At 59.6% G+C, this 24,643-nt stretch carries 24 protein-coding genes; 1 reads left to right on the top strand and 23 read right to left on the bottom strand.

The annotated features are described in order from the left end of the window. Positions 1 to 339: 339 nt before the first annotated feature. Positions 340 to 807 (top strand): hypothetical protein, encoded by a 468-nt coding sequence (locus DW180_RS09295; protein ID WP_118238460.1) that lies wholly within the window; start codon positions 340 to 342, stop codon positions 805 to 807. 77 nt (positions 808 to 884) lie between these two features. Here DW180_RS09295 and DW180_RS09290 read toward each other — a convergent pair whose 3' ends face one another. The 23 genes from DW180_RS09290 to DW180_RS09180 form a co-directional block, all read right to left on the bottom strand. Beyond that, on the bottom strand, positions 885 to 1,562 hold the full coding sequence (locus tag DW180_RS09290; protein WP_118238459.1) for a DivIVA domain-containing protein: 678 nt from the start codon (positions 1,560 to 1,562) through the stop codon (positions 885 to 887). Positions 1,563 to 1,624: 62 nt separating this feature from the next. Next, positions 1,625 to 1,870, bottom strand: coding sequence for a YggT family protein (locus tag DW180_RS09285; protein ID WP_255413436.1), 246 nt, complete (start codon positions 1,868 to 1,870; stop codon positions 1,625 to 1,627). Between the two features lie 57 nt (positions 1,871 to 1,927). Further along, complete coding sequence (locus DW180_RS09280; RefSeq protein WP_118238457.1) at positions 1,928 to 2,653, bottom strand: cell division protein SepF; 726 nt, start codon at positions 2,651 to 2,653, stop codon at positions 1,928 to 1,930. A 60-nt stretch (positions 2,654 to 2,713) separates the two neighbouring features. Then, complete coding sequence (locus DW180_RS09275) at positions 2,714 to 3,451, bottom strand: YggS family pyridoxal phosphate-dependent enzyme (protein ID WP_118238456.1); 738 nt, start codon at positions 3,449 to 3,451, stop codon at positions 2,714 to 2,716. A gap of 120 nt (positions 3,452 to 3,571) precedes the next feature. Further along, positions 3,572 to 4,429, bottom strand: coding sequence for a PhoU domain-containing protein (locus DW180_RS09270; protein ID WP_118238455.1), 858 nt, complete (start codon positions 4,427 to 4,429; stop codon positions 3,572 to 3,574). Positions 4,430 to 4,521: 92 nt separating this feature from the next. Then, entirely contained in the window at positions 4,522 to 5,325 is an 804-nt protein-coding gene (gene pstB, locus DW180_RS09265) for a phosphate ABC transporter ATP-binding protein PstB (protein ID WP_035137966.1), read from the bottom strand. A gap of 12 nt (positions 5,326 to 5,337) precedes the next feature. Further along, complete coding sequence (gene pstA, locus DW180_RS09260; protein WP_118238454.1) at positions 5,338 to 6,243, bottom strand: phosphate ABC transporter permease PstA; 906 nt, start codon at positions 6,241 to 6,243, stop codon at positions 5,338 to 5,340. Between the two features lie 3 nt (positions 6,244 to 6,246). Then, positions 6,247 to 7,173: a phosphate ABC transporter permease subunit PstC gene (gene pstC, locus DW180_RS09255; protein WP_118238453.1), complete on the bottom strand. Its 927-nt coding sequence runs from the start codon at positions 7,171 to 7,173 to the stop codon at positions 6,247 to 6,249. A gap of 1 nt (position 7,174) precedes the next feature. Then, on the bottom strand, positions 7,175 to 8,011 hold the full coding sequence (locus DW180_RS09250) for a phosphate ABC transporter substrate-binding protein (RefSeq protein ID WP_118238452.1): 837 nt from the start codon (positions 8,009 to 8,011) through the stop codon (positions 7,175 to 7,177). Beyond that, positions 8,008 to 8,808: a polyphenol oxidase family protein gene (locus DW180_RS09245; protein WP_118238451.1), complete on the bottom strand. Its 801-nt coding sequence runs from the start codon at positions 8,806 to 8,808 to the stop codon at positions 8,008 to 8,010. Before DW180_RS09245 ends, DW180_RS09250 begins: the two co-directional genes overlap by 4 nt. 216 nt (positions 8,809 to 9,024) lie before the next feature. After that, positions 9,025 to 10,179 carry a cell division protein FtsZ gene (ftsZ, locus tag DW180_RS09240; RefSeq protein ID WP_117647221.1) on the bottom strand — a complete coding sequence of 385 codons (1,155 nt, stop codon included), beginning with the start codon at positions 10,177 to 10,179 and terminating at the stop codon, positions 9,025 to 9,027. A 198-nt stretch (positions 10,180 to 10,377) separates the two neighbouring features. Next, the gene (locus tag DW180_RS09235; RefSeq protein ID WP_233545242.1) at positions 10,378 to 11,526 is read right to left on the bottom strand and encodes a cell division protein FtsQ/DivIB; all 1,149 of its coding nucleotides are present in this window, start codon (positions 11,524 to 11,526) and stop codon (positions 10,378 to 10,380) included. Between the two features lie 73 nt (positions 11,527 to 11,599). Next, positions 11,600 to 12,511, bottom strand: a complete 912-nt coding sequence (gene murB, locus DW180_RS09230; protein ID WP_118238450.1) for a UDP-N-acetylmuramate dehydrogenase — start codon at positions 12,509 to 12,511, stop codon at positions 11,600 to 11,602. Between the two features lie 5 nt (positions 12,512 to 12,516). Then, entirely contained in the window at positions 12,517 to 13,935 is a 1,419-nt protein-coding gene (gene murC / locus DW180_RS09225) for a UDP-N-acetylmuramate--L-alanine ligase (RefSeq protein WP_117636008.1), read from the bottom strand. A gap of 97 nt (positions 13,936 to 14,032) precedes the next feature. Beyond that, on the bottom strand, positions 14,033 to 15,148 hold the full coding sequence (gene murG, locus DW180_RS09220) for an undecaprenyldiphospho-muramoylpentapeptide beta-N-acetylglucosaminyltransferase (RefSeq protein WP_118238449.1): 1,116 nt from the start codon (positions 15,146 to 15,148) through the stop codon (positions 14,033 to 14,035). Further along, a complete protein-coding gene (gene ftsW, locus DW180_RS09215; RefSeq protein ID WP_118238448.1) occupies positions 15,138 to 16,631 on the bottom strand; it encodes a putative lipid II flippase FtsW in 1,494 nt (497 codons plus the stop codon). The genes murG and ftsW overlap by 11 nt, the downstream gene beginning before the upstream one ends. 36 nt (positions 16,632 to 16,667) lie before the next feature. Beyond that, a complete protein-coding gene (gene murD, locus DW180_RS09210) occupies positions 16,668 to 18,074 on the bottom strand; it encodes a UDP-N-acetylmuramoyl-L-alanine--D-glutamate ligase (RefSeq protein WP_118238447.1) in 1,407 nt (468 codons plus the stop codon). Positions 18,075 to 18,083: 9 nt separating this feature from the next. Beyond that, positions 18,084 to 19,103 (bottom strand): phospho-N-acetylmuramoyl-pentapeptide-transferase, encoded by a 1,020-nt coding sequence (mraY, locus tag DW180_RS09205; RefSeq protein ID WP_117637516.1) that lies wholly within the window; start codon positions 19,101 to 19,103, stop codon positions 18,084 to 18,086. A 3-nt stretch (positions 19,104 to 19,106) separates the two neighbouring features. Further along, the gene (gene murF / locus DW180_RS09200) at positions 19,107 to 20,531 is read right to left on the bottom strand and encodes a UDP-N-acetylmuramoyl-tripeptide--D-alanyl-D-alanine ligase (protein WP_117637515.1); all 1,425 of its coding nucleotides are present in this window, start codon (positions 20,529 to 20,531) and stop codon (positions 19,107 to 19,109) included. A gap of 127 nt (positions 20,532 to 20,658) precedes the next feature. Continuing rightward, positions 20,659 to 22,359: a peptidoglycan D,D-transpeptidase FtsI family protein gene (locus DW180_RS09195; protein WP_369831529.1), complete on the bottom strand. Its 1,701-nt coding sequence runs from the start codon at positions 22,357 to 22,359 to the stop codon at positions 20,659 to 20,661. A gap of 182 nt (positions 22,360 to 22,541) precedes the next feature. Further along, on the bottom strand, positions 22,542 to 23,012 hold the full coding sequence (locus DW180_RS09190; RefSeq protein ID WP_117584230.1) for a hypothetical protein: 471 nt from the start codon (positions 23,010 to 23,012) through the stop codon (positions 22,542 to 22,544). 90 nt (positions 23,013 to 23,102) lie between these two features. Next, a complete protein-coding gene (gene rsmH, locus DW180_RS09185) occupies positions 23,103 to 24,068 on the bottom strand; it encodes a 16S rRNA (cytosine(1402)-N(4))-methyltransferase RsmH (protein WP_006234266.1) in 966 nt (321 codons plus the stop codon). Between the two features lie 20 nt (positions 24,069 to 24,088). Beyond that, positions 24,089 to 24,523: a division/cell wall cluster transcriptional repressor MraZ gene (locus DW180_RS09180; protein WP_035137949.1), complete on the bottom strand. Its 435-nt coding sequence runs from the start codon at positions 24,521 to 24,523 to the stop codon at positions 24,089 to 24,091. Between the last annotated feature and the right edge of the window lie 120 nt (positions 24,524 to 24,643).

Genomic DNA, 24,643 nt, shown 5'->3' with positions numbered 1-24,643 from the left:
CTGCGCCGATGCCCCTAAAGTGGACACACATTTTGTCCTATAAGCCGTTTTTCTTAATTGATTGCCTGGTATCTTCTTAAAGACTTGAAATCCCCTCAAAAACCCGATATAATGGGTTTACAGATATTTAAGTATCTGATTAATAAAGTAATTAAATACTTTACCAAATTTTGGGTCTCGACTTCTTTAATTGATTGGTGGTAATCAATTAAGGCTCGCAGTTAAAGTTTCTCAGGCTTTAACTGGTCGTGGCTCTTTTTTTGTATTCTTTATTCAGTTCGTTGTTTCGTTATATCTAGTATATCGCTTTTTATACAAAAAACCGGGCTGGAGGGCCCCGTGTTCAAGGGTCGCTTCTACAGCAAGCCTATCGAAGACGACAATCAGCTCTTGCAAGCCATGAGGTATATCCACGATAACCCAGTCAAAGGGGGACGTGCCTCCCTATTGGAATACCGATGGAGCAGTTTTCACGAATACATGACTGAGCCGCAGATTACCGACACATCAACGATTAACGCCCTGCTCGGCAGCACCGAGAGCTTCTATCGATTTAGTACGTCCGGACTTCCCAATGCGTATTACATCAAAACCGGAAGGTCAATTTCTGAGCAGGATTATCGTGAAGTTGCCGAAGCCGCCTTATATCCTTTGCGATGCGTGCAAGTCAAAAGCTTGGAAAAACCACCGCGAAATGAAGCGCGAATCAAACTTGCAGACATCGGACTTTCGCTCAAACAAATCGAACTCGTAACAGGCATCCCCCGTAGCACGGTATTTAAAATCATCAAAAAAGGTAGAAATTAAGGCATGTCCCAAAAAACTACAAAAAGGAGCCCACAGGCGCGAGCTCCTCACAAGGATGCTAGATTGTAGTCCGATCGTTAGTCCAAGTCGTCGGCGGCGAAGTTGTCGATCGGCGCGAAGGGATCGGCAACGGGGATAACCGGCTCGGCGACGGGCAGCGGCTCGGCAGCAGGAACGGTCACAGCCGAAGAAGCGGCAGAACCGACCGGCGTGGAAGCCATGAGATCGGCCGGGAAGGAGTTCTGGGCATCGTCCATGAAGTGCTGGATGAGCTTGAGGTACTCGGCCTTAAACTCCTCACGGGAAGCCTTCAGACGGTCGATCTCCTCGAGCTCGGCCTGCTTCTCGGTCAGGGCCTGGCGGATGACCTCGCGGGCCTTGGCGTCGGCCTCGTTGCGGATACGCTCGGCGTTCTCGTTGGCGTCGTTAACGATACCCTCGGCGGTCTGCTGGGCAGCGATCAGCGCCGCGGAAATCTGGCGCTCCTGAGCGGAGAAGTCGGGTGCAGGAGCGGCCACAGGAGCGGCGGGAACGGCCTGCGCGGCGGCGTCCTGAGCCTGAGCAAGCTGGGCCTGCGTATCGGCAAGCTGCTGCTCGGTAGCAGTCAGACGACCCTTAAGATCGACAATCTTGGCGAGCATGGCGTCGACCTCAGAGGACAGCGTCTCCAGGAAGACGTCGACCTCGGCGGGATCGTAGCCGCGCTTGGCCTCAGAGAAGGTCTGAGCCTGAATGTCAGCAGGGGTAATAGCCATAACAAGTTCTCCTTTATCTTCGCCTTGGCGCCGTGCGCCCGACGTGAGTTACTAAGCCAGTTTTATATGAGTATACCTATAAGAAGTTGCAGAACCAGCTTCTGCACCAACTGCAACGCAATAATCGCAACGACCGGTGAAAAATCGATGCCGCCCATGGGCGGGATAAACCGGCGGAACAAATTGAGCCACGGGCCGCACACGCTATCGAGAACAGCGGCGATATCCTGTAGCAATCCACCCTGCTTCATGGGAATCCACGTCATAAGGCAGTAAACCACAATGAGCGTGGAGTAAAAGTTGAACAGCGTATTGACCAGCTGGACAATGGTGTAGATGTTGATGAGAATCTCCTCGTCTTGTTTTTACTTAAGGTAGCCGTCGGCACGGAGCTTTTTGAGGTCCGAATCTTTGACCTCGCAACCGGTGGGCAGCACCATAAACACGCGATCGCCCACCTCTTTGACTGTGGCACCCAGGCCGCAGGCAAAGCCGTAAGAGAAGTCCAGGACGCGCTTGGCGACCTCAGTACGAACGCCCACAAAAATCAGCGCGACAGGCTGCTTGGTGCGCACGCGGCGCACGACGGTCTCCACGTCGTCATAGCTCTCGGGGCGCAGGACATAGGCCGGCAGCTGCGGCGTAGAGTTGATGATGTTGCTCGCATACGCCGAGGCATCGCTCGGTGAGGGAGCAGGTGCGGGGGCAGCAGCGCGGGCACGTGTGCTCTCGGCGTAGCTCGACGGCGTGTCGTAGGCACCGGGACGATAACCGCCCGCAACCGTCTCCTGCGAGCGCGATGGCGGGTTGTAGGTCGTAGCGTGGCGAGAATCGTCGCCGACCAGCTGACCGGAGCGTGTGTACACGGCCACCGACTCGGCCTCGCCGCGGCGCGTCTGACCCAACAGGCCGTTGCTCGGCTCGTCCTGGGTGTAGAAGCCATCGCCCGAGGCGCCGCTGTAGCCATTGTTCTGGTAGCCATCGTCGTAGCCGTCATCGTAGCCGTAGTCGTCGTCCTGACCATAACCCTGGTCGTAACCCTGCTGGCCGCCCAGGTGCATCTTATTTTTAATCTCGTCAAGGAAGCCCATGGTTGTGTCCTCTCGCGGTTTAGTGCAGGCGCTCCGATAATCAGTGCGCACTTCAGAGCCTTATTTTACTGCAAACTCCGGGCTAAATACTACCCTGCCCAGGCGAACAAGCGTTGAGCCCTCCTCAAGGGCAGGCTCAAAGTCCTCGCTCATGCCGCAGGAAAGCTCGGGCAGGCTCAGATCGGAGTGCGTAGCCTCAAGCTCGTCCCTTAGTTCGCGAAGTCCGGCAAAGGTGCGGCGCGCCACATCCTTGTTCCCCCGGGGCGCCATAGTCATAAGGCCCTGCACACAAATTCCCTCAAGCTCCGCAAGCTCGCTTGCGGCGTCTCGGACCTCGTCGGGCGAAAAGCCACCCTTGGACTCCTCGCCGCTCACATTGACCTCGATCAGCACGCGCTGGGGGCCGGAGAGCTCGCCTGCCTCAATCTTGCGGACCGCACGGCTCGAGATAGCCTGAGCCAAATGCAGCGAGCCTACCGAATGAATCAGCTCGGCCGAGCCCAGAACCGCATTGATCTTGTTGGTCTGCAGGTTGCCGATCATATCGAAGCGCACCTCGGGTAGCTCCGGATGCTCTGTGAGGCCCGCAAGCTTGCGAACAAGCTCCTGCGGACGGTTCTCGGCAAAATGACGATACCCTGCCTGGATGGCGGCAACGGTCTCATCGACGCCAACGGTCTTGGAGACGGCAATCAGACGTGCGGCATCGTGAGAACGGCCCGCGCGATCGAGTGCCGCATAAAAACGCTCCAGAATCTGCTCGCGGCGAGCGCGCATCAAGTCCAAATAGTTATCCATTGCCAATCGCCTCCGCTGACAGCCATACAAGTAGTCCCATGCTAACGCAAGAGCGCGGCCCTGCAGGTGCAAGGCCGCGCTCACTTAGGTATTTACAATCTTTCGACGAACGGAGCTACCTTACTCCTCGTCGTCCTCGGTGTCGTCCTCGTCCTCGAGGTGCTCGAGCAGGTAGCGAAGGCCCTCGCTCACCTCGTGAGCAGGCACCTTGGCAACAAAGCGCGCATCGACGGCAGGCCTCATGATAACGCCCTCGCCCGAAGGCACGCGCATGCTCTCGAGCTCGTCCTCGTCCGTGCGGGCGATATCGCCGGCAGTCATACGCTGGCCGGTCAAAAGGAAGGTCAGACGACAGGCTGCATCGATGGAAATCGAAGCGATACGATCGAGGTAGCGCGAAACCATGATGGCACGGCGCAGATCGTCATAGTTACTGTCGTCGTCCATAAAATCTCCCGTGTCCATGCGGTTGAAGGTACGGAAGAACTTCTCGTACGCCGCATGCACCGGCTCGTCCTCGACGGCCAGATTGCAGATGATGGACATGTCGTTGGTGACGAGCGCAGAAAGCGACGAACCCAGCACCTGATAGACGGCCTCGGCCTCGGCTTCAACCAAGGTCACAAGCTCCTGAGGCAGCGAGATGTCGGCCTTGACCATGTGATGCGTGGCGCGGCAGATCTGGCGAACCTTATCGGTCATGCGCTGCAGGTTAAAGTCGACGTAGATGATTGTCTGCAACAAGCGGAAGTCAGAGGCGACCGGCGACTGCGTAGCGATCAGGTTGTAGCACACGGCCTCCAAGTTGGCGCAGCGCGCGTCAATCGAAAGCGTGCGCTTCTTGGTCTTGGTGGCGAGCTTGCGATCGTCGGTCGCGTAGGCCTTCACGGCGTCGTGAAGTGCCAGGTCTACAGCCTCGTAGATGCTCAGCATCTCGTGACGGGCCTCGATGAGCTGACGGGAAAACAGTTTGCGCATGGTTCACTCCAATCAGTTGGGTGCGGTCATGCCGCCCGCACAGTGAATACGCACCGGACCAGGTCCGATCGGCTTGGGACTAGTCGCACCGATCAGCCAAAGCGGCCGGTGATATAGTCTTCCGTCCGCGAATCCACCGGGCTGGTGAAGATCGCGTCGGTTTGACCATACTCGATGAGCGTGGCGGGCTCGCCGGCAACTTCCTGCAAGAAAAATGCGGTGTAGTCGCTGATACGAGCCGCCTGCTGCATAGAATGCGTGACGATGATGATCGTCATCTCGGGCGCCAGCTCGGCCATCAGATCCTCGACCTTAGAGACGGACGTGGGGTCGATGGCGGAGCAGGGCTCGTCCATCAGTAGGACATCGGGCTGCACCGCAAGCACACGCGCGATGCACAGACGCTGCTGCTGACCGCCCGAGAGCGCCAAACCGTCCTTGTTGAGCTGATTGGATACCTCTTTCCAGAGGTTGGCGCGCTTGAGCGATTCTTCCACGATGTCATCGAGGTCGCTTTTGCTAGTCACGCCCTGCAGACGAGGGCCAAAAGCGACATTCTCGTAGATGGATTTGGGAAACGGATTGGGCTGCTGAAAAATCATGCCCACGCGGCGGCGAAGGTCAACCGGGTCGACGCCCTCGGCATAGATATCGTTGCCGTCGAGCGTCATGGTGCCCTCGACGCGAGTGCCCTCGATCAGGTCATTCATGCGGTTGATGCAGCGCAAAAACGTCGATTTGCCGCAGCCCGAAGGACCGATAAACGAGGTGATGGCGTTTTTGGCGATGTTGAGGTCGAGCCCCGTCAGCGCATGAAAGTCACCGTACCAAAAGTTGAAATCCTTGGCCGTGATGGCCGCTTGCTCCGGCGTGGGAGCGGACTGATAGACGGACATGGGACTCCTTAACTAGCGGCGCTTGCGCGACAGATAGCGCGCAAACAGGTTGAAGGCCAGAATAATCGCCATCAGCAAAAGCGCGGTGCCGTAGGCTGCGTTCATGTTGATGCCGTCATTGGCGAGCAGATAAAGGTGAACGGTCATGGGACGACCGGAATCGAGCGGCAAAATAGGCAGGTTGATGGCCTGGCCCATGGTGTAGAGCACCACGGCGGTCTCGCCGATGGCGCGGCCTATGGCAAGGACAATGCCGGTGGCGATGCGGCCGAAGGCAGAGGGAAGCACGATCTTGGAGACGACCTGCCACTTGGTGGCGCCCAGGCCATATGCACCCCAACGGATATAGCGTGGAACGGCGCGGATTGCCTCCTCGGTGGTGCGCATGACGATAGGCAGCATCAGAAGTGCCAGCGCCAGCGCGGCAGAGACCATCGAAAGACCTAGGCCCATGGCCTCGACAAACAAGGCATAGCCAAAGAGGCCCATAACAATGGAGGGCACCGAGGCCAGGGCATCGGCAGCATAGCGAATGATGTCGACGACCTTGCCCTGCTTGGCGTACTCGGCCAGATAGACCGCAGCTAGGACGGCAACCGGCGTGCAGATGAGCATGGCGAGCGCCGTCACGTAGACGGTCGAGACAATCGTCGGCCAAATGCCGCCTTCGGCGTTTACGCCCTGCGGCCAGCCGAAGATAAAGTCGAGCGAGATATGCGGCAGGCCGTTGATGACCACGTAGGCGATGATAGCGACCAGCACCAGCGTGGTGATGTAGGCAGCCGCGCGGAATACGCCGAGCATGATCTTGTTGGACAGGTCCTTATTGATACGGCCCTTCTTGCCATGGGAAAGGGCATGCTTGATGCGCTCGCGCGACGAGGTCGTATCGACCGTCGTGTCAACGGAATCGGACATAGCCTACCCCCTCTTCTTCTTGGAAATCAGACGGACAATGCCCACCAGCGCGGCGGAGATAATAAACAGGACCACGCCCATGCCAAAGAGCGCCGAGCGGTGCAATCCCGAGGAGTAGCTCATGTCGAGCGCAATCTGGCTCGTGAGCGTCGAGATGGGGCTCGCGATGCTATCGGGAATGACCGGAGCATTGCCCACGACCATAAGCACGGCCATGGTCTCGCCGATAGCGCGACCCATGCCCAGCACGATGGCGTCCACGATACCCAGCTTGGCGGCAGGTAGCACGACCTTATAGATGGTCTGCCACTTAGTAGCACCCATGGCATACGATGCCTCGCGAATACCCATGGGAATAGAATTGAGGGCATCGATGGTGAGCGTGGTGATGGTGGGGACGATCATGATGGCGAGCACGAACCACGCCGTCAGGGCACCAAAGCCAAGACCGCCGGTCAGCTGCGCGATAAACGGGCGGATGATAATCATGCCGAAGAAGCCGTAGATGATGGAGGGGATGCCCGCCAGCAGGTCGACGGCAGGGCTGATGAGCTTGCGCACGCGCTTGCTGGCAATCTCGACCAGATACACAGCCGTGCCCACACCCAGGGGCACACCCATGGCAAGGGCACCGACGGTCACCAGACCCGAGCCGGCCAGCAGCGACATGATGCCGTAGTGGCCCTCGGAGGGCGCCCACGTAAAGCTAAAGAAGTCCGCCAGACCAATGTCGGTAAAGACGGGCAGCGCCGAGTACGTGGTAAAGACAAAGATCAGGATGACGGTGACGACCGCCAAGAATGCACAGGCAAAGAAGATCCACTGCAGCGCCTTCTCCTTAATATAAGTGCTGCGCGACACGAGCGCCAGCTCGCGCTTCTTGGGTGCCCGAGAAGTCTGCTCGGTCTGGGAGTTTTCCACTGCTTCCACGTTACTCACTCCCCTTTCCGTCGTTGGTGACAGGAATAAAGCCCGCCTCGCGAATCTGCTTGTCCATCTTTTCGGACGTCACGTAGTCGATGTAATCCTGCGCTTGCTGCGAAGGCGTTCCCTTCACAAAGAAGTAGAGGTCGCGGGAGATGGGATAACCACCGCTCGCGACTGTCTTCTCGGACGCCTCGACGTGATTGACCGAAACGGCCTTGACCGAAGTCTTGGCGTTGAGGCTCTCGACAAAGCCCAGCGAGATGTAGCCAATAGCACCACGAGAGCGAGACACGACATCGCGTACCTGGCCCGTACCCGAAAGAACGGCCGAGCGACGATCGAACGGCGTGCCGTCCATCACGATGGTACGGAAGGCCTCGCGCGTGCCGGACGCCTCGTCGCGGTTGATAACCTGAATCTTCAGGTCCTCGCCACCAACCTCTTTCCAGTTGGTGATCTTGCCCGCATAGATATCGCGGAGCTGCTCAGTCGAGAGGTTATCGACCGGGTTGTCGTCGTTCACGATGACCGCGATGCCATCGTGTGCGATAACGATAGGCGTCAGGCCCAGGTCTTGCTCATCGGCGTTGAGGCCACGAGAGGAGCTGGCGATATCGGCGGTGCCGGCGCTAACAGCTTCGATGCCAGCAGATGAGCCCAGACCAGAAACCAGCACGTCGATGCCGGTCTCTTCCTTAAAGCCCTCGGCCGCGATCTCGGCAATGGGAAGGCAGGTGGTCGAGCCAGCCACGGTAATAGAAGACGTAGAAGATCCCGAGGAGCAGGCGCACAGCGTGAGCGTGAGCACCGCCGCACTCAGGACCGATGCGATCTTTCTCATAGCATCACGCCGATCGCCGCATGGCGCCCGCAGGTGCCACCCTCGTTGCGGTAGGAATAAAAGCGGTCGTTCTGGCGAACGGTGGAAAGTTTGGTGTCCACAATGCCGTTCACATCGACGCCGGCATCCACCAGCGCCTCGCGAATGGCGGCGGAAAGATCGAGCATACGGGAAGCGCCCGCATCGATGCACGAGAACTCGGCGGCAAAGCGGTCCATGAGCTCTTGGGACACCTCGTACTCGTCGCCCAGGATATGGGGCCCAATATAGGCAGAAACATCGTTCGCATTGCAGCCGGTTGCATCGCAAAGCGCTTGGCACGCCTTGGCGGAAATGCGCGCAATCGTGCCCTTCCAGCCAGAATGCACCACGGCAAAACCGTTGGGAGCAACCAGCACCACGGGAACGCAATCGGCAAAGCAGAGTAGCACGGGTACCTCATGGGCCGTACAGACGATGGCATCGCAGCCCTCGGCAATCTGCTCGCGAATGTTCTCAAGATCATCGGCGCCGTTCGAGGTCACCGTCACGACATGGTCACCATGTACTTGATTGGGCACGAGCAGATTATGCTCGCACTCGGCGGCGCCCATGGCTTCGAGCGCTCGACGGCGATTTTCTTGAACGGCAAAGGGGTCATCGCCTACATGCGAGCCCAGATTGAGCGAGGAGTACGCATCTTCGGAAACGCCACCGGTGCGCTCGGTAAAGGCAAAACGAACATCGTGCGTCGCGCCCTCTACCAACGTAACTCCATCATGGTCGACACGCGAAACGTTGTCCGCACGTGCTGCCATACTAAAGCCTCCTAATAACACAAGTATCGCGGCGACGCCGCAGCAGTCCGTGTCATACGGCTGCCATACTTCATCAAAAGGATACCCGCAGCAGTACGGACCAAACGTAAAGGGAACGTAAGGAGATTGGAGGCTTTCGTTTACAAAGACGAACCACAACAAAAAAGGGGTGCGCCCAATCGGACGCACCCCATGCAGGTCGTTGATAAAAACGAACTAGAAGCTGCCGCGCTTGAGGAAGTCGGGAAGCTCAAACTGATCGTTGCCAAAGTTGGGCAGCTCGGTACCACCGACGTTGCGAGTCGGGGCAGCCTGAGCGGGGCTGGCAGCCGGAGCGGTGCGCTGCGGCTCAGCAGAAGCAGCGGCCTTGCTCTGGGACTGCTGGGCAGCGAAGAGCTCGTCCTGACGGTTGACGTTGGAGTCGGAGAAGCCCGTGGCGATAACGGTGATGCGCACCTGGTCGCCCAGGGACTCGTCAACAACGGTACCGAAGATGATGTTGGCCTCGGGGTCGACGGCATTGGCGACAACGTCGGCGGCGTCGCTGATCTCCTGGATTCCCAGGTCCTTGGAGCCGGCGATGGAAAGAAGGACGCGCGTGGCGCCATCGATGGAGCTCTCGAGCAGCGGACTGGAGATAGCCTGCTGGGCAGCGTCGACGGCACGGGTGTCCCCAGAAGCGGTACCGATACCCATCATGGCGGTACCGGCCTGCTTCATGATGGTCTTAACATCGGCGAAGTCCAGGTTGATGATACCCGGGACGGTGATGAGGTCGGTGATGCCCTGGGTGCCCTGGGAAAGGACGCCATCGGCAATCGCGAACGCCTCGAGCATAGTGGTCTTCTTCTCGGCGATGTCGAGCAGCTTGTCGTTAGGGATAACGATCATGGTGTCGACGCAATCGGAGAGCGTCTTGATGCCCTCCTCGGCGCTCTTCTTGCGCTTGCGACCCTCGAAGGTAAAGGGCTTGGTCACGACGGCGACGGTCAGCGCGCCGACCTCGTTCATCGCGATATCGGCAACGATGGGAGCAGCGCCGGTACCGGTACCACCGCCCTCGCCGCAGGTGATGAACACCATGTCGGCGCCAGCGAGCGCCTCGGCGATATCGTCGCGCGACTCATCGGCAGCCTTGCGGCCAACCTCGGGGTTGGCGCCGGCGCCCAGGCCGCGGGTAAGGTCGGTGCCGATGTGCACCTTGATATCGGCATCAGAGATCGCGAGCGCCTGAGCATCGGTGTTGATGGCAACAAACTCGACGCCGCGGATGCCCTCTTCGATCATTCGATTGACCGCGTTGGTACCGCCGCCACCGACGCCGACCACCTTAATGACGGCAAGGTAGTTGTTGATCTCTGTCTCGTGCATGTCGGTCCTCCGAACAAAGGTTATAGCCATAGCATGGGTTGACCCCTGCGCACATTAACCTTCAGGTTGAAAGTAAATGCAAAGGTAAACCGTATTATGTTTGCACATTATGAACGTATCAGTCAAATAATTGACCGTGAAAACCAAACAAACCAGATAAACGGCGTGGTATGGCCCCTCAACAAAGCCATTTGGATGCTAGGCGGTCGGTGCGTTCCTAAACGTGTAGTTGCCTGGAGAGCGCACATTGATATAGGTCACGCCCTCTACCTGCGAAAGCAGCTTGGTCACGATGCGTTCTTTCTTGGCGATATCATCCGAATCGCCCAGCGACACCTCGACGCCGTTGTCGAGATTTGCCGAGATAGCCTCGACGGAAGGCGTGGAAATATCCTTCACCTGGTCCAAGAACTCGCTCGAAAAACCGCGTGCGTAATCCAGGCCGGCCTTGACGGCCTTGGAGCTCACCGCCCGACCCGAAACCGGTGCGACATCGGCCGAGACATCAGTCAACAGCACGGCGCCGTAGTGCTTGGCAAGCGCCAGGGCCGCATCGATGCCGGTCAGGGTGTTGGCACCCTCCCCCGATGTAATGACGTTCCCCTGGTCATCCACCTCGACAGACGTCGAAAGCGGAGCGATCCAGGTGTCATCGTCTCCGATAGCCCAGGCAAGGTCGTCGGAGCTGATATACGCAATGGCGGTAACTTTACGCTCCGTCGGCGTGATGATAAGCGTATGGGGAAACTGACGCTGGACATCCACGCCCGAGACCCACGGGTTTTGCTTGAGGCCCTCGGTGATCTGATCGGGATCCACGTTAAAGAGCGACGTGTTCTCGGGAAGACTGATGAGCTGCATGGCGTCGTGCTTGGTCACATGCTCGCTACCATGAATCTGAATATCGGTGGCGGCAAACAGGCCGGAGTTGATGACGACGATGGCAACAATGGCAAGTACGACCACGGCTGCCAGGATGCCGCCCGCGATTTTGCCCTTACCTTTAATGGCAGAAGCGACGTCGGTCGTCTTGCTTGCCATGGCACCAAGCGATGACAGAGGATTGATGCCCTTTTTTGCCGAAGACGCCTTGGCAGCGGGCACCGATGTCAGTGAACGCGGCTTAGCGCCAGCCAACGTACGGCCGGCATGCGGCGCACGAGCTCCCAGCGAAGGTCTGAGCGTCGCCATAGGTCGGGAGGTCTTGGTGCCCATCGCCGGCTTGGGCGTCACCGAAGGACGCGGAGCCGGAAGACTCGTCTTTTTAGAAGCGGGGCGTCCCCCCAGCTGCGAGCCGACGACCGGGCGCTTGGCAGGACGGACGGACCCAACAGACTTGGAGGGCATGGCGGGCTTATGTTGAGACTGGGCAGGTGCGCCGGAACGCCCTCCGGCGCGGCGGAAGGTTGGTTTCGATGCTCTAGAAGCCGAGGAATTTAACTTCCGGTCTGAGCTCGATGCCATACGCCTCCCTCACCTTTCCGTGCACATGCCTGATAACCGCGGCCACGTCATCGGCCGAGGCGGTTCCGTTATTAACGATAAAATTAGCGTGTACGGGCGAAACTTCCGCACCGCCAACCGAAAAACCCTTTAATCCACAATCCTCAATCAACTTGCCCACGCTTGCATCGGGCGGGTTGCGAAAGACCGATCCGCAGGATGCGCGACCCATGGGCTGCGTGCGCTTGCGGCGCGTCAGGTACCGCTCCATACGCTCGCGAATGTCTGCCTTGGGCGCGGGTTTGAGCTTGAGCACGCACTCGAGAATGATCTCGTTACGCGGCAAGCTGCACTCGCGATACCCCCAAGCGATCTCGGACCCTGCATAGTGCTTAATACCGGACGCCGGATCAAACGTGACCACGTCCTCGATAAGGGAACCGATCCACTCGGTCCGCGTACCTGCGTTCATGGACACGGCGCCGCCGACCGAACCGGGAATACCGACCGCGAACTCAAGGCCCGAAAGCCCGCGCGACAAGGCATCGTTGACCAAACGCGCGAACATCACGCCCGCACCAACGGTCAGCGTGCAGCCGTCCTCGGCAACAACCGTGCGCTGAAACTCACGTCCGAGCGAAATGACGGCACCGCGATAACCGCCATCGGCAACCAGCAGATTGGAGCCCTTGCCGATGATGACCCACGGCACCTGCTCGCGATCGAGCACCGCCACGGCGCGGCGGAGGGCATGATAGCTATGGCACGTCACAAAGAGGTCGGCCTTGCCGCCGATACGATAGCTCGTATGACGCGCAAGGCGCTCGTCCTCGATCACATCCGTGTCGATCATGCCCGAGAGCGCCATGACGGCGTTAAACAGACCCATTAGACTTAAGCGTCTTTCTTGGCAGTCAGATACTCAATGAACTCGGGACCGACGGTCGTAACGTCGCCGGCACCCATGGTGAGCAGCAGGTCGCCCTCGCCCACCATCTGCTCGAGCTCCTGATTGAGCTCAAGACGGCTGGAGCAGTACACGACCTCCTTGCCAGGATGCTTGGCGCGCACGGTATCGGCGAGCATCTTAGAGGTGACACCCGGAATGGGCATCTCGCCAGCCGAGAACACATCAATCAGCAGCAGTTTATCGGCATTGGCAAATGCATCGGCAAAGTCGTCGCACAGGGCCTGCAGGCGCGAATAGCGGTGCGGCTGGAACACGACGTCGACGTGCTTGTAACCCAGCGACGAAGCGGCAGCAAGCGTCGCCTTGATCTCGGTGGGGTGATGGCCGTAATCATCGACCACGGTGATGCCATCGATATCGCCCACGTGGGTAAAGCGACGGCGGACGCCCTCAAAGCTCGAGAGCGCCTTGGCGGCGGCGTCGATGTCAAGGCCCAGGACATGGGCGACGGTGAGCACCGCCGTGGCGTTGAGCATGTTGTGGCGACCAGGATTGCTCTTGATCTCCACAGCGCGCTCAGTGCCGTCCTCAAAGCGAACGATAAAGTCACTCTGGATGCCCTTGACATCCGGGTGCATGCAGACGATGTCGTTGCTCTCGGCAAAGCCGTAGGAAAGCACGTGACGGCCCGTCGACTTGGCGAGCTCGACCAGATGCGGGTCCTCACCGCAGACGATGACGGTGCCGTCCTCGCCCACCAGGCTCATGAATTTGGCGAAAGTTGCCTCGATCTCCTCGATACCCGAGTAGTGATCGAGGTGGTCGGCCTCGACGTTGGTCACAATGACTACGTTGGGGTTCAGGAACAGGAAGGAGCTGTCGGACTCGTCGGCCTCGGCGACAAAGTAGTCGCCCGAGCCGTTCTTACCGTTCGTGTCATAGCCCTCGACGATGCCACCGATCAGGAAGCTCGGATCCAGACCCATGCGGTCGAGCATGGTGGCACACATCGAAGACGTGGTGGTCTTGCCATGCGTGCCGGCAACAGCGACGGTGGTGTAGCCGTGACCCAAAGCAGAGAGCATCTTGGCACGGGGCCACACGGGAATACCAAGCTCGCGAGCGCGCACGAGTTCAGGGTTGGACTCCGGAATAGCGGTGGAGACAACAACCACGTCGGGCTTGACCTCGTCGATCGTGGCGGCCTCATGGCCCACATGCACCTTCACACCAGCGCGGGTAAGCTGGCGGATATAACGTGACGTCTTAAGGTCGGAGCCGGTAACGGCATAACCGCGCTCGTGCAGAACGAGGGCGATGCCGCTCATGCCGGCGCCGCCGATACCGATAAAGTGGGCGCTCTTAAACTCGGGCGCGGAGGTTGCAGTCTGGGAATCAGCCATGTGCTCGTGTACTCCTTGCGTAAACACTGCCTGTAACCCGTTAACTGTACCGCACCTACCGCATCAGCGCGAGGGCGACCGAAGATATCCCGTCTAACTAACGCAAACCCTCTACTGCATCCGCCAGAAGAGCGGCGGCTCTATCCTGAGCCAGACCACGCGCCGCCTGACGCATGGCGTCGCGCGCCGCCGCGTCATCGACCAGGTGCAGCAGCTCATCGGCAAAGGCAGAACCGTCGATATCGGCATCGGCGCAGAGCACGCCGGCCCCGGCGTCGACCAGATAACGGGCATTGGTGGTTTGGTGGTCGGCCGTCGCATGCGGGTACGGCACGAGCACCGAAGGCACGGCGAGCGCAGCGATCTCGGCCACGCTCGATGCTCCCGAACGCGATAGCACCAAATCGGCAGCAGCCAGCATGTCGCCCATGTTGTCGATGTAAGGCTGGACGCGGTAACGCTTCGCCTCCTCGAGCGTCAGCGCCAAAGCGCGCTCGGTCTCCTCAAAGCCGTCGGCACCCGTCGAATGCAACACATAGAGGTTCTTGCGCGAAAGCAGCTCGTTTTTGAGCGAAGCCACGCGCTCGTTGAGGTGCTGGGCGCCGAGTGAACCGCCAAAGACGAGCAGCAGCGTAGCGTCCTCGGGAACGCCAAGTGCCTTGCGGCCGCGAGCGCGATCGCCCTCGATCACCGAGCGACGTACGGGGTTGCCGGTCATGAGCACGTGGTCAGGGTCACCTTCGCGCTCAAAGACCGAACGCGCTGCCGGCACCGAGATGCACACGTGGGCGGCGTGGGAGTTCATCATCTTGTTGGCCAGGCCCGGAACAGAGTTCTGCTCATGCAGCAGATACGGAACGCCTGCGCCCTTGCACCACCCCAGCAGCGGAACCTCGACATAGGCACCAAAACCGATGGCGGCATCGGGCTTGCCGACCTTTGAGAAATGACTGGTGAGCGCACGCTTGGCCTTGTTGACACGCCACAGGGAGGTCAGCGCCGTCCAAGGACGGGAGCGGTCGAAGCCCGTGACCGTAATGGGCACAAAATCAAACCCAGCCTCGGGGACCAGACGACCCTCGAGCTTGCGCGACTGGCCCACGAACACAACGTGGTGGCCACGATCACGCAGCTCTTCGGCCAAGGCGAGCGCGGGGTTGATGTGTCCCGCCGTGCCGCCGGCTGCAATAGCAACGGTCATCTTATCGGTCATGGTAGTCCCTTCGTACACGCGGTCCCTGGTCGTCGATGCGTAGACGCGCCGACGGGTCCGAGTTCAAATCGATTCGATTATATCCGCCGCCCGCGCTGCGAGGGCTGGGGCGCTGAGGACGACCTTGCGGAGCCGTCCGCGGACGTGGACGAGCTGCCGGCTCGGATGTAGAACCATCCAGAACGGTAAAGCCGCTACGCGAAGGTCGTTCACCGCGCACATGGGCTACGCCGGCGGTACTCTCATCCATAACGGCAAAGCTCTCGCGGCGACGGTCGTACTCATCGCGACGGGCGCTCTCGTACGAAACGCGCAGGATCAGACCGGCAAGCATAAGCGACACAATAATCGACGAACCGCCGTAGCTAATAAACGGCAACGGTTTGCCCGTCATGGGAAACACGTTGAGGATGCCCAGCGCGTTAATCAAAAACTGCACCGCGAGAATGACCGCGGAGCCAGACGCCATAAGCGCGCCCCGACGATCGGTCGCCTGCTCGGCAATGCGAAACGCCGAGTAGATCAGCATCGCAAACACCAAGAAGAACAGCACGGTTCCGACAAAGCCGACTTCCTCGCCAATGATGGCCAGGATGTAGTCATTGTGCGCCTCGGGCAGATACGAGTACTTCATGGTTGAGTTGCCGATGCCACGGCCGAACAGACCGCCCGAGGCAAAGGCCATGATGGCAAGCGTGGCCTGATAGCCGTCACCATACTCGTCAGCCCAAGGGTTCAAGGCAACCTGAATACGCACCATACGGTACGGCTCTGCGACAAGTGCAATCACGATCACGAGAATGCCGAAGATTAGCACGCCGATGATAAATCTCGGGTCGAGACCCGCAAACAACGCCATGCACATGAGGGTCAACAGGATGATCAGGACAGTACCGAAATCGGGCTGGATAAAGATCAGAAAGAGCGAAATACCCAGGTAGATGCCCATCTTGCGAAGGAATTCGTTGATGTTGCCACCGGGCGAAAAGAAGCGATCAAGCATGATGGCCGAATACGCAATGGCAAATGGCTTTAAAAACTCGGAAGGCTGGAACTGAATACCGGCGATGTTGAGCCAGCGCGTGGCGCCACGGCTGCCGCTGCCCACCAAGAACACCAGAAACAGTAGCCCTATCATGCCGATAAGGAAGATCCTAAGCACATCCTCCCCAAACCAGCTGTCCGGCAAAACGCGCACGATGGCAATCAGCGCCAGAACACCAACCACGGCAAACGCGGCCTGTCGACCCAGGAAAAACGTCGCCGAGCCATTCTCGTGCAGCGCCTCGACCGAAGACGCCGAGTACACCATCAGCAGACCAAAGCACACCAAAGTAAACAGGCAGGCCATAAATATCAGACGGGGGCGCATGATGCGGGCGGGAACGCCGGCAATATAGCGTTCGCTAAACGACTGCCTGCCACGACCGGAACGCGGTGTGCTGCGCCGCGAGGAAGCACGGTCCGAGTCGGGCCTCCTCATACCTTGTCGGGGGCTCTCCTCTCTCACCGGCAACCCCTATTCCATTTGCGATTTCGCTGCAGCGGCAAGCTGAGCCACGTAGTCCTTAAACACGCGGCCGCGCTCCTCATAGCCCGAGAACTCATCGAACGAAGAGCAGGCAGGAGAAAGTAAGATCACGTCGCCACGGCTCGACAGCGAACGGGCAACGTCCACGGCATCGCGTAGGTCATCCGCTTGGGCGATATCCACATCGCCATCGACATCGGCCTCGTCCATAGCGGCGGTAAAGCGCTCGCGCGCATCGCCAAAGCAGACGACCGAGCGCACGTTATCCATAACGACGCGCGCGAAGTCCGTGAGCGGCGTGCCCTTATCGTGGCCGCCGAGCAGCAAGATCACGTTGTCATCGGGAAATGCCGTCAGTGCCTTCTCGACCGCGTCGGTGTTGGTCGCCTTGGAATCGTTGACGTAGCGCACTCCGTCAATCTCGCCGCACGGCTCCACGCGGTGCTCGAGCGGCTGGAACGAGGCCAGACCGCGGCAAATGCCCTCGGGATTGGCACCGACGGCCAGGACAGCCGTGGCAGCGCACAGGGCATTGATAACATTATGATGGCCCGAGATCTTGAGCTCGGATGTAGCGATGAGCGGGGTCTCGACGCCCTTCAGGCGCACGATCATCTTGCCATCGCGCACAAAGGCGACATCCTCACCCTCTGGCTCGTCAAAGGCAACCTTGCAGATGCGACGACCCGGCGTGTAGATGTACTCATCGAACTCGTGAATGCCGGCGTCTTCGACGTCGACGACCACCAGATCGTCATCGACCATATTGTCAAACAGTTTGATCTTGGCAAGCGCATAGTTCTTATGGCTCTTATGCCAGCCCAAGTGGTCGGGAGTGATGTTGAGCAGCACCGCCACGCGAGGGTGGAGCTCGGTGGTCGTAGCAATCTGATAGCTCGAGAGCTCAGCCACAAACCACTCGTTGTGGGCTCGGCCGTCAATCTCGTTGATAGGCGGCTCACCGATGTTGCCGACAGCTACACTGGCCTCACCGGAAGCCTTGAGCAGATAATCGGTCAGCGACGTGGTGGTCGTTTTGCCGTTGGTGCCCGTGATGGCAATCCAGTTATCGGGCGACAGGCGATAGGCAAACTCGGGCTCACCCATAATCTGGGCGGCATGCTCGCGCCCGGCCTTAAAGAAGCCCGAGAACTCCGAGATGCCCGGGCACGTCACGCATACGTCATAGGCGCCCTCGACCTGTTCGGTCCCATAGACAAACGACGCACCAGCAGCCTCGAGCGCACGCGTGGCGTCATTGGGCTCAGAGGTGCCGCCGCCATACACGGTAACGGCACTTACGCGCTCGGGATGTGCCAGCGCCCAGCGGGCGACATCGAGACCGGATTTGCCCTGACCCAAAACGAGCAGGCTAAAGACATCAGCAAGAGGCATGAAAGACCACTATCCCAACTGGAAGAACAAAGCAAGGCCAACGGCACCAAAGGCCGCAGCGATAATCCAAAAACGGATGACGACCTTGGTCTCGGCCCAACCCTTCTTTTCGAAATGATGATGGATGGGCGCCATAAGGAAGACGCGCTTGTGCGTAAAGTGGAAGTAGACAACCTGAATCATGACCGAAAGGGTCTCAACGATAAACAGGCCGCCGATGATAAGGGAGACGACCTCGGTGTTGGTCATGATGGACGTGCAGGCAAACGCGGCGCCCAGGGCAAGCGAGCCGGTATCGCCCATAAAGATGCTCGCCGGATAGCAGTTGAACCACAGAAAGCCCAAGCAGGCACCGGCACACGCGGTGCAGAAGATGGACAGGTTCACGTCTCCGTGCAAAAACGCCATGGCAGCCATGGCGAGCATGGCGATCATGGAGGTGCCACCAGCAAGACCGTCAAGGCCATCGGTCAGGTTCACGGCATTAGAAAGACCGGCGATCATCAGCCAGCAAAAGACAATGTAGAGCCACGGGAACGAATAGCCGCAGATGGTGGTCGAAAGCACGCCAAGGTCGATCGTCAACCCACCGGGAAAACGAATCTCGGGGGCGACGCCGCACCAGTTGACGGCAAGCACCGTAAAGGTGACACAGATAATGGTTAGGCCGATCATCTTGGCATGAGGCGTCAGACCGAGCGAGCGCCCATGCGTAACGGAGGTCAGGTCGTCGATCAGACCCAGCACGCCGGTCGCCAGCGTGGCGAGCAGCACGAGCACGAGCTCGGTGGTGAGCTTGCCCATCAGCAGGCAGGTCAGCGAGATCGCGATGAGGATGACAACGCCACCCATGGTGGGCGTTCCCTGCTTAACCAAATGACGCTTGGGGCCGTCGGCACGAACCTGCTGGCCGATACCCTCGACCTTGAGCAGCTTGATCCACCACGGCATGAGCAGCAGCGCAATGGCGGCGGCGATGCCAAGCCCCAAAAAAGCCTGATACGTTGGATACGAGGGATTGCCGAACATGGGCTAGCACACACCTTCCACAAAGCGGTCGAGCTCAACAAAGCGGGAACCCTTGACCAGTACAACATCATGTTTTTCAAGCGCGCCGCCCATGCGGTCGAGCACCTGCTGATAATCGGAGAACACCTGGATGCGGTCCTCGTCCATGCCCATCATGCGCGCGGCATCGGCCATAAGCTGGGCCAGCTCACCACCCACGCACGCCAGCATGTCGAGCTTCTTGGCGGCGGCATAGGCGCCCACGAGCTCATGCATGCGAGGAGCCTCATCGCCCATCTCGCCCATCTCGCCCAGGATCGCCATGCGAGACCCCGCGCACGAAAGCGAGCACAGCAGATCGAGACCGGCTGCCATCGATTCGGCGCTGGCGTTATAGGAGTCATCGATGATGCGTGCACCGCTCTTGGCGCGCTTGATCTCCTGGCGGTGACCGGTGATTGTGAGGCCCCTAAAGGCAGCATCGATCTGCTCGGGCGTCACGCCCAGGCGATAGGCAACCGCGGCGGCCTTAACGGCATTTGGAACGGACTGCACGCCGGGGATAGCAAGCATGGTATCGATTGTCTCGCCCTGACCAAAATCGAGCGTAAAGACCGGACGGCCCTCGTCATCAACACGAACTTCGCGGGCGCGGACCTCATCATCGTCCGAGACGCCGGCCAGCATCACATCGATACCAGCAGGCCGGGCGAACGTATCGCGAATGAACGGCGTAAAGTCGTCCTCACCGCCCAAAACCAGCAGCGGCAAGAAGTCGCCGGCGGCGCACATACCCTGGACAATCTCGGCCTTAGCGCGGGCGATGTTCTCGCGGCTGCCCAAAATGCCGATGTGAGAGGTGCCGATCTTACTCACGATGGCAAGGTTGGGATTGGCGGACTGGGACAGGCGCTCGATCTCGTGGAAATGGTTCATGCCCATCTCGAGCACCAGGACCTCGGTACCGGCCGGGGCGGAAAGCACCGTGAGCGGCATGCCGATCAGGTTATTGAAATTGCCCTTGGTGGCCCAGACACGATAGCGCTTGGCGAGTACAGCGGCGAGCACGTCCTTGGTCGTCGTCTTGCCGATGGAACCGGTAATGCCAACGACCAGGCAGCCAAGCTCCAGGCGGTACGCGTGCGCCAAACGAAGCAGAAACTCCTCGGGATCATCGGTCAGCAGGATGGCGCATCCCTTGTCCTGCGCCAGCGAGACCAACTCGGCATCGGGCTCACGCGTCATCACGACGGCGCCGGCACCCGACTGGACGGCACGGGAAGCAAAATCATTGCCGTCGACGTTTTCACCGGGAAAGGCGACGAAAATCGTCCCTTCCTCGACCTGGCGCGAGTCGATAACGCACCCGCGGCATACCCGATCGACTTCTCCCGTCACGGTTCGGGCCCCTGTTGCGGCCGCGAGGTTGTTGACGGCGATCTCTATCATTGCAGCTCCCCTGTAAACCTAATAATGCTATCGGCGTATTGTATCCCAGCGCCGCGCATGCGTGGTGCAGGGCATGTGAACACCCCTCATATGGGACAACAAACCACGCCCCAAAGATTGTAACCCCCTACTTCGTGCGCGGGATGCCCAGCACGTCGAGCGCGTTGGCCATAATGGACTGGAACGGCACCGCAGCGGCATCTGAGCCGCTCGGCGTTCCGTCGAGCGTGATATAGCACAGCACCTTGGGTGATTGTGCCGGCGCAAAGCCCATAAAGGACGACATGTAGTTCTCCTTGAGGTAGCCGCCGTTCTCGTCGGCACGTTCGGCCGTGCCGGTCTTGCCCGCCACGTCATAGCCGTCAACCGCGCCGCCAACGCCCGTTCCCTCCGACACGACCGTCTGCATGCACGATGTCACCTGGGATGCTGCATCCTCAGAAATCGCACGCTCGCCTTCGCCCCAGTCCTTCTCGTCGCCTTTGCTGGACTTATAGAAGTGCGGGGTCATCATCACGCCGCCGTTGGCGATGCCGCCCACGGCACGTGCGATCTCAATCGGCGAGACAGACAGCGCCTGTCCAAAGCTCATCGAGCCCAGCGTGGCGCCGTCATACTGGTCACGCTCCTTGACGATGCCCAGGCTCTCGCCCGGAAAATCTACACCAGAGCTGTGACCGATGCCCCACTTGTCCACATAGGCGGCAAAGTCGTCGGCACCGATCTTGCGCCCCACCAGGACAAAGCCCACGTTGGACGAACGGCGCATCATCTCGCGCACATCCATGGTCATGGCATAGTCGCGCTTGTCGGCATCGGTGACGGTATCGTCGCCCACCTTGATGCTCGCCGGCACCTCAAACGACGTACTCGATCGCACGACGCCCAAGTCGAAGCCGGCGCCCGCCACGAGTGTCTTAAAGACCGAGCCGGGCTCGTAGGCGTCGGTAACCAGGCGCAGGTTCATATCCTCGGTCTTGGCGTTTTCCAAATCGGTCTGGTCGTAGGTCGGATACGAGCAGGCTGCCAAGATCTCTCCTGTCGTAGGATCGGTGACCAGCGCCGAGCCGTTCTTGGCCTTAGTCTTCTCAACTGCCTCTGCCAGGGCATCCTCGGCCGCACGCTGGATATTGACGTCGAGCGTCGTCACGATATCAACGCCGTCGACCGCAGCCACCTTTTTATAGGCACCGCCCGCGATATAGCTGCCGTCCCTCGCGCGCTCGCGTACGAGAGAACCGTTCGTGCCGGTCAGAAGCTTGTTGTATTGCTTTTCGAGACCAGTCAAGCCGTCGTTGTCTACATTCACTACACCCAGCACCTGCGATGCCAGATTGCCGTATGGATATACGCGCTTCATGGCCTGCTCAAAAAGCACGCCGGGCAGGTTCTTCTTCTCCAGCGCCACAGCATCGTCTTCGTCCACCTGGCGCTTGATATACACCCAGGTTCCATCGGACTCGACGAGCTTGCGGCAGGTCTTTTTATCGATTCCAGTTGCCTTGACCAGCGCCGACACCGTCTTGTCAACGTCCTCGACAAGCTGCGGGTTCACGGCGATGTTGCGACATTCGACCGACGACGCCAGCACGTTACCGTTGCGGTCGTAGATGGTGCCACGTTTGGCATAGAGGGTCTGCGCAAGCAGGCGACGCGCATCGGCACGCTCGCGCAGTTTATCGGCTTCGACAATTTGATAGTCGGCAAGGCGAAAGACGCCCAAGCCCAAGCCAAGCCCGATGAATCCCATGACGGCTTTGCGGCGAGGCAGCGGCGTGCCCGTGAGCCATTCGGTCGACGAACTCTTGCGCGACCTGGTGTTATGCACTTGAGGGCCACCCGAGCCGCGAAGTCGCGACGCCGGGTCGTTGCCACGGGACCGCCCGGCGTTGTAAGATTGCCGACCCGTTCCTTGATAACCAGAACGTCCCCGCGACGAGGGACGTCCAGAACCGCGGCCCCCATCGGAACCGCGGCGATAGTCATTTGTCATACTCAGCTACCGTCTTGCTACTGAGCGGTCGCGGTCGCGTTGGCGCCCGCGGCTGCATCCTGCGAAAAGTCAAGTGTAACGCTCTCGCTGGGCTCCACCATGCCATAAGCGCCCGCAAGGTCGCGAATGCGCGTGTCGGCGCCATAGACCGAATGCATGACCTCCAGGTCGGAGCTCTCATCGGTCGCCTTTTCGAGCGTGTTGGTAAGCTCGGCGTTGCTGTTGAGCACCTGGGCCGTAACGCCGGCGAGCGCCACGCGGGCGACGCCGATCGTCATGAAGATAGCCGCAATGATGCAAAACGTTTTAAGAACGCTCATGAAAACCGGGCTTACCGCCTGGTTTGCCTGACGGCCCGCGCCCGTGTAGACATCAAAGCGCGGCGTGCGCTGCTCACGGGGAGCAACGGGGGCCTGCGGCGTCTCACGATAGGCGGGCATGGCGTTCATATCATAGGCGAGTGCTGCGTTTGAAGTGTTGTAGCCCATGATATGCCGCCTCCCATCCCGAGTACGTTGGTAGTGTGTTTAAGCTTCGTTTATGGTGCGAGCGGGAGGTCCAATATCGCGCGGTCGCGCCTACAGACGCTGCGCCACGCGGATTTTGGCTGATCTCGCCCGAGGGTTGCGCTCAACCTCATCAGGCTGGGCAACCAGGGGTTTGCGGGTGATGACCTTGAGTATCGGCACGTTGCCGCACACGCACACCGGAATCTCCGGCGGACACGTGCACCCCTGGCTCATCTCCTTAAAGTGATTCTTTACGATACGATCCTCAAGCGAGTGATACGAGATGACGCAGATACGTCCGCCCGGGTTGAGCCACCTGGTGGCGGCATCAAGCCCTCGTTCGAGCACATCGAGCTCGTGATTGACCTCGATGCGAATGGCCTGGAAACTTTTCTTGGCCGGGTGTCCGCCATGCCGACGAGCGGCAGCCGGGATACCCGCCTTGATGATCTCGACAAATTGCCCGGTGGTTTCGATCGGTTCTTGCTCGCGGCGGCGCACGATCTCGCGCGCGATCTGCGAGGCGAACTTCTCTTCGCCGTAGACGCGTAGAATCCGGGCGAGGTCGTGTTCGTTATAGGTGTTGATGACCTCAGCTGCGTTTAAGGTGTTATTACCCGGATCCATCCGCATGTCCAATGGGGCGTCCTCGTTATACGAAAAGCCCCTGCCAGGGATATCGAGTTGCGGTGACGAAACGCCCAAATCGAACAGGAAGCCATCGACCCCGGGCACCTCGGCCGAGCAAAGCAGCTCGTCCAAGTCGCCGAAGTTGCCCTTCAGCAGCTGGTGCGGAACGCCGGGAACCTCGCGGTCCAGACGGGCGCCAGCGGCCTCGAGGGCCATGTCGTCCTGATCGACGCCGAGCAAAAGGCCCGTCTCCCCCACCTGCGCGGCCATCTTTACCGAATGGCCGGCACCGCCAAGGGTGCAATCGCAGACAACGGAGCCGCTCTTTAGCCGCAGCGATTCAAGTACTTCGCCGAGCATGACAGGTTCATGCCGATATTCTTGTGTCAAGATCCCACGCTCCATCCGTTACCCGTGCCTTGCCCTTACGAGAAGAAGAGGTCCAGCAGGGCCTCATCGTCATCGTCCTCATCGGCCGTAGCGCGGTCCCAAACCTCAAGGTGGTCGTAGTTGCCCACAACCGTGACCTCGCGGTCGAGGTTCGCCTGCTTGCGGAGAGACTCGGAAAGACCGATACGACCGGCGCTGTCCACGTCCATCGACGTGGTGCGCTTGTTGATCGCCCTCATGAGCTTCTGGTCGTTAATGTCACGCGGGTTAAAACCCTCGTGGCCCTCACGACCCGCGAAGAGTCCTTCGACCCACTTATCGAAGGCCTCGGCAGAGAACACGTACAGAGCATCGACATCCAGGGCTTTGAACACGCGAACGTGCTCTCCAAGCTCCTCGCGAAGGGGTGCAGGCAGGGACAGACGACCTTTTGCATCGAGATTGCGCTCGTATGCACCAGTCATTCCCATGTGCGCCCTCCCCTCGGTTACTCAGATGGCACGTACGCGGGGAACCACCCCGCCTGTCGACGTCATCAATAATATGGGGAACCGCCCCATTTTTCAACACCTTTCCCCACCCCTTCCCCC

Source organism: Collinsella sp. AM16-21 (assembly GCF_003471905.1).
Classification (GTDB): domain Bacteria; phylum Actinomycetota; class Coriobacteriia; order Coriobacteriales; family Coriobacteriaceae; genus Collinsella.
This window is presented reverse-complemented; position numbering and strand designations above follow the sequence as displayed.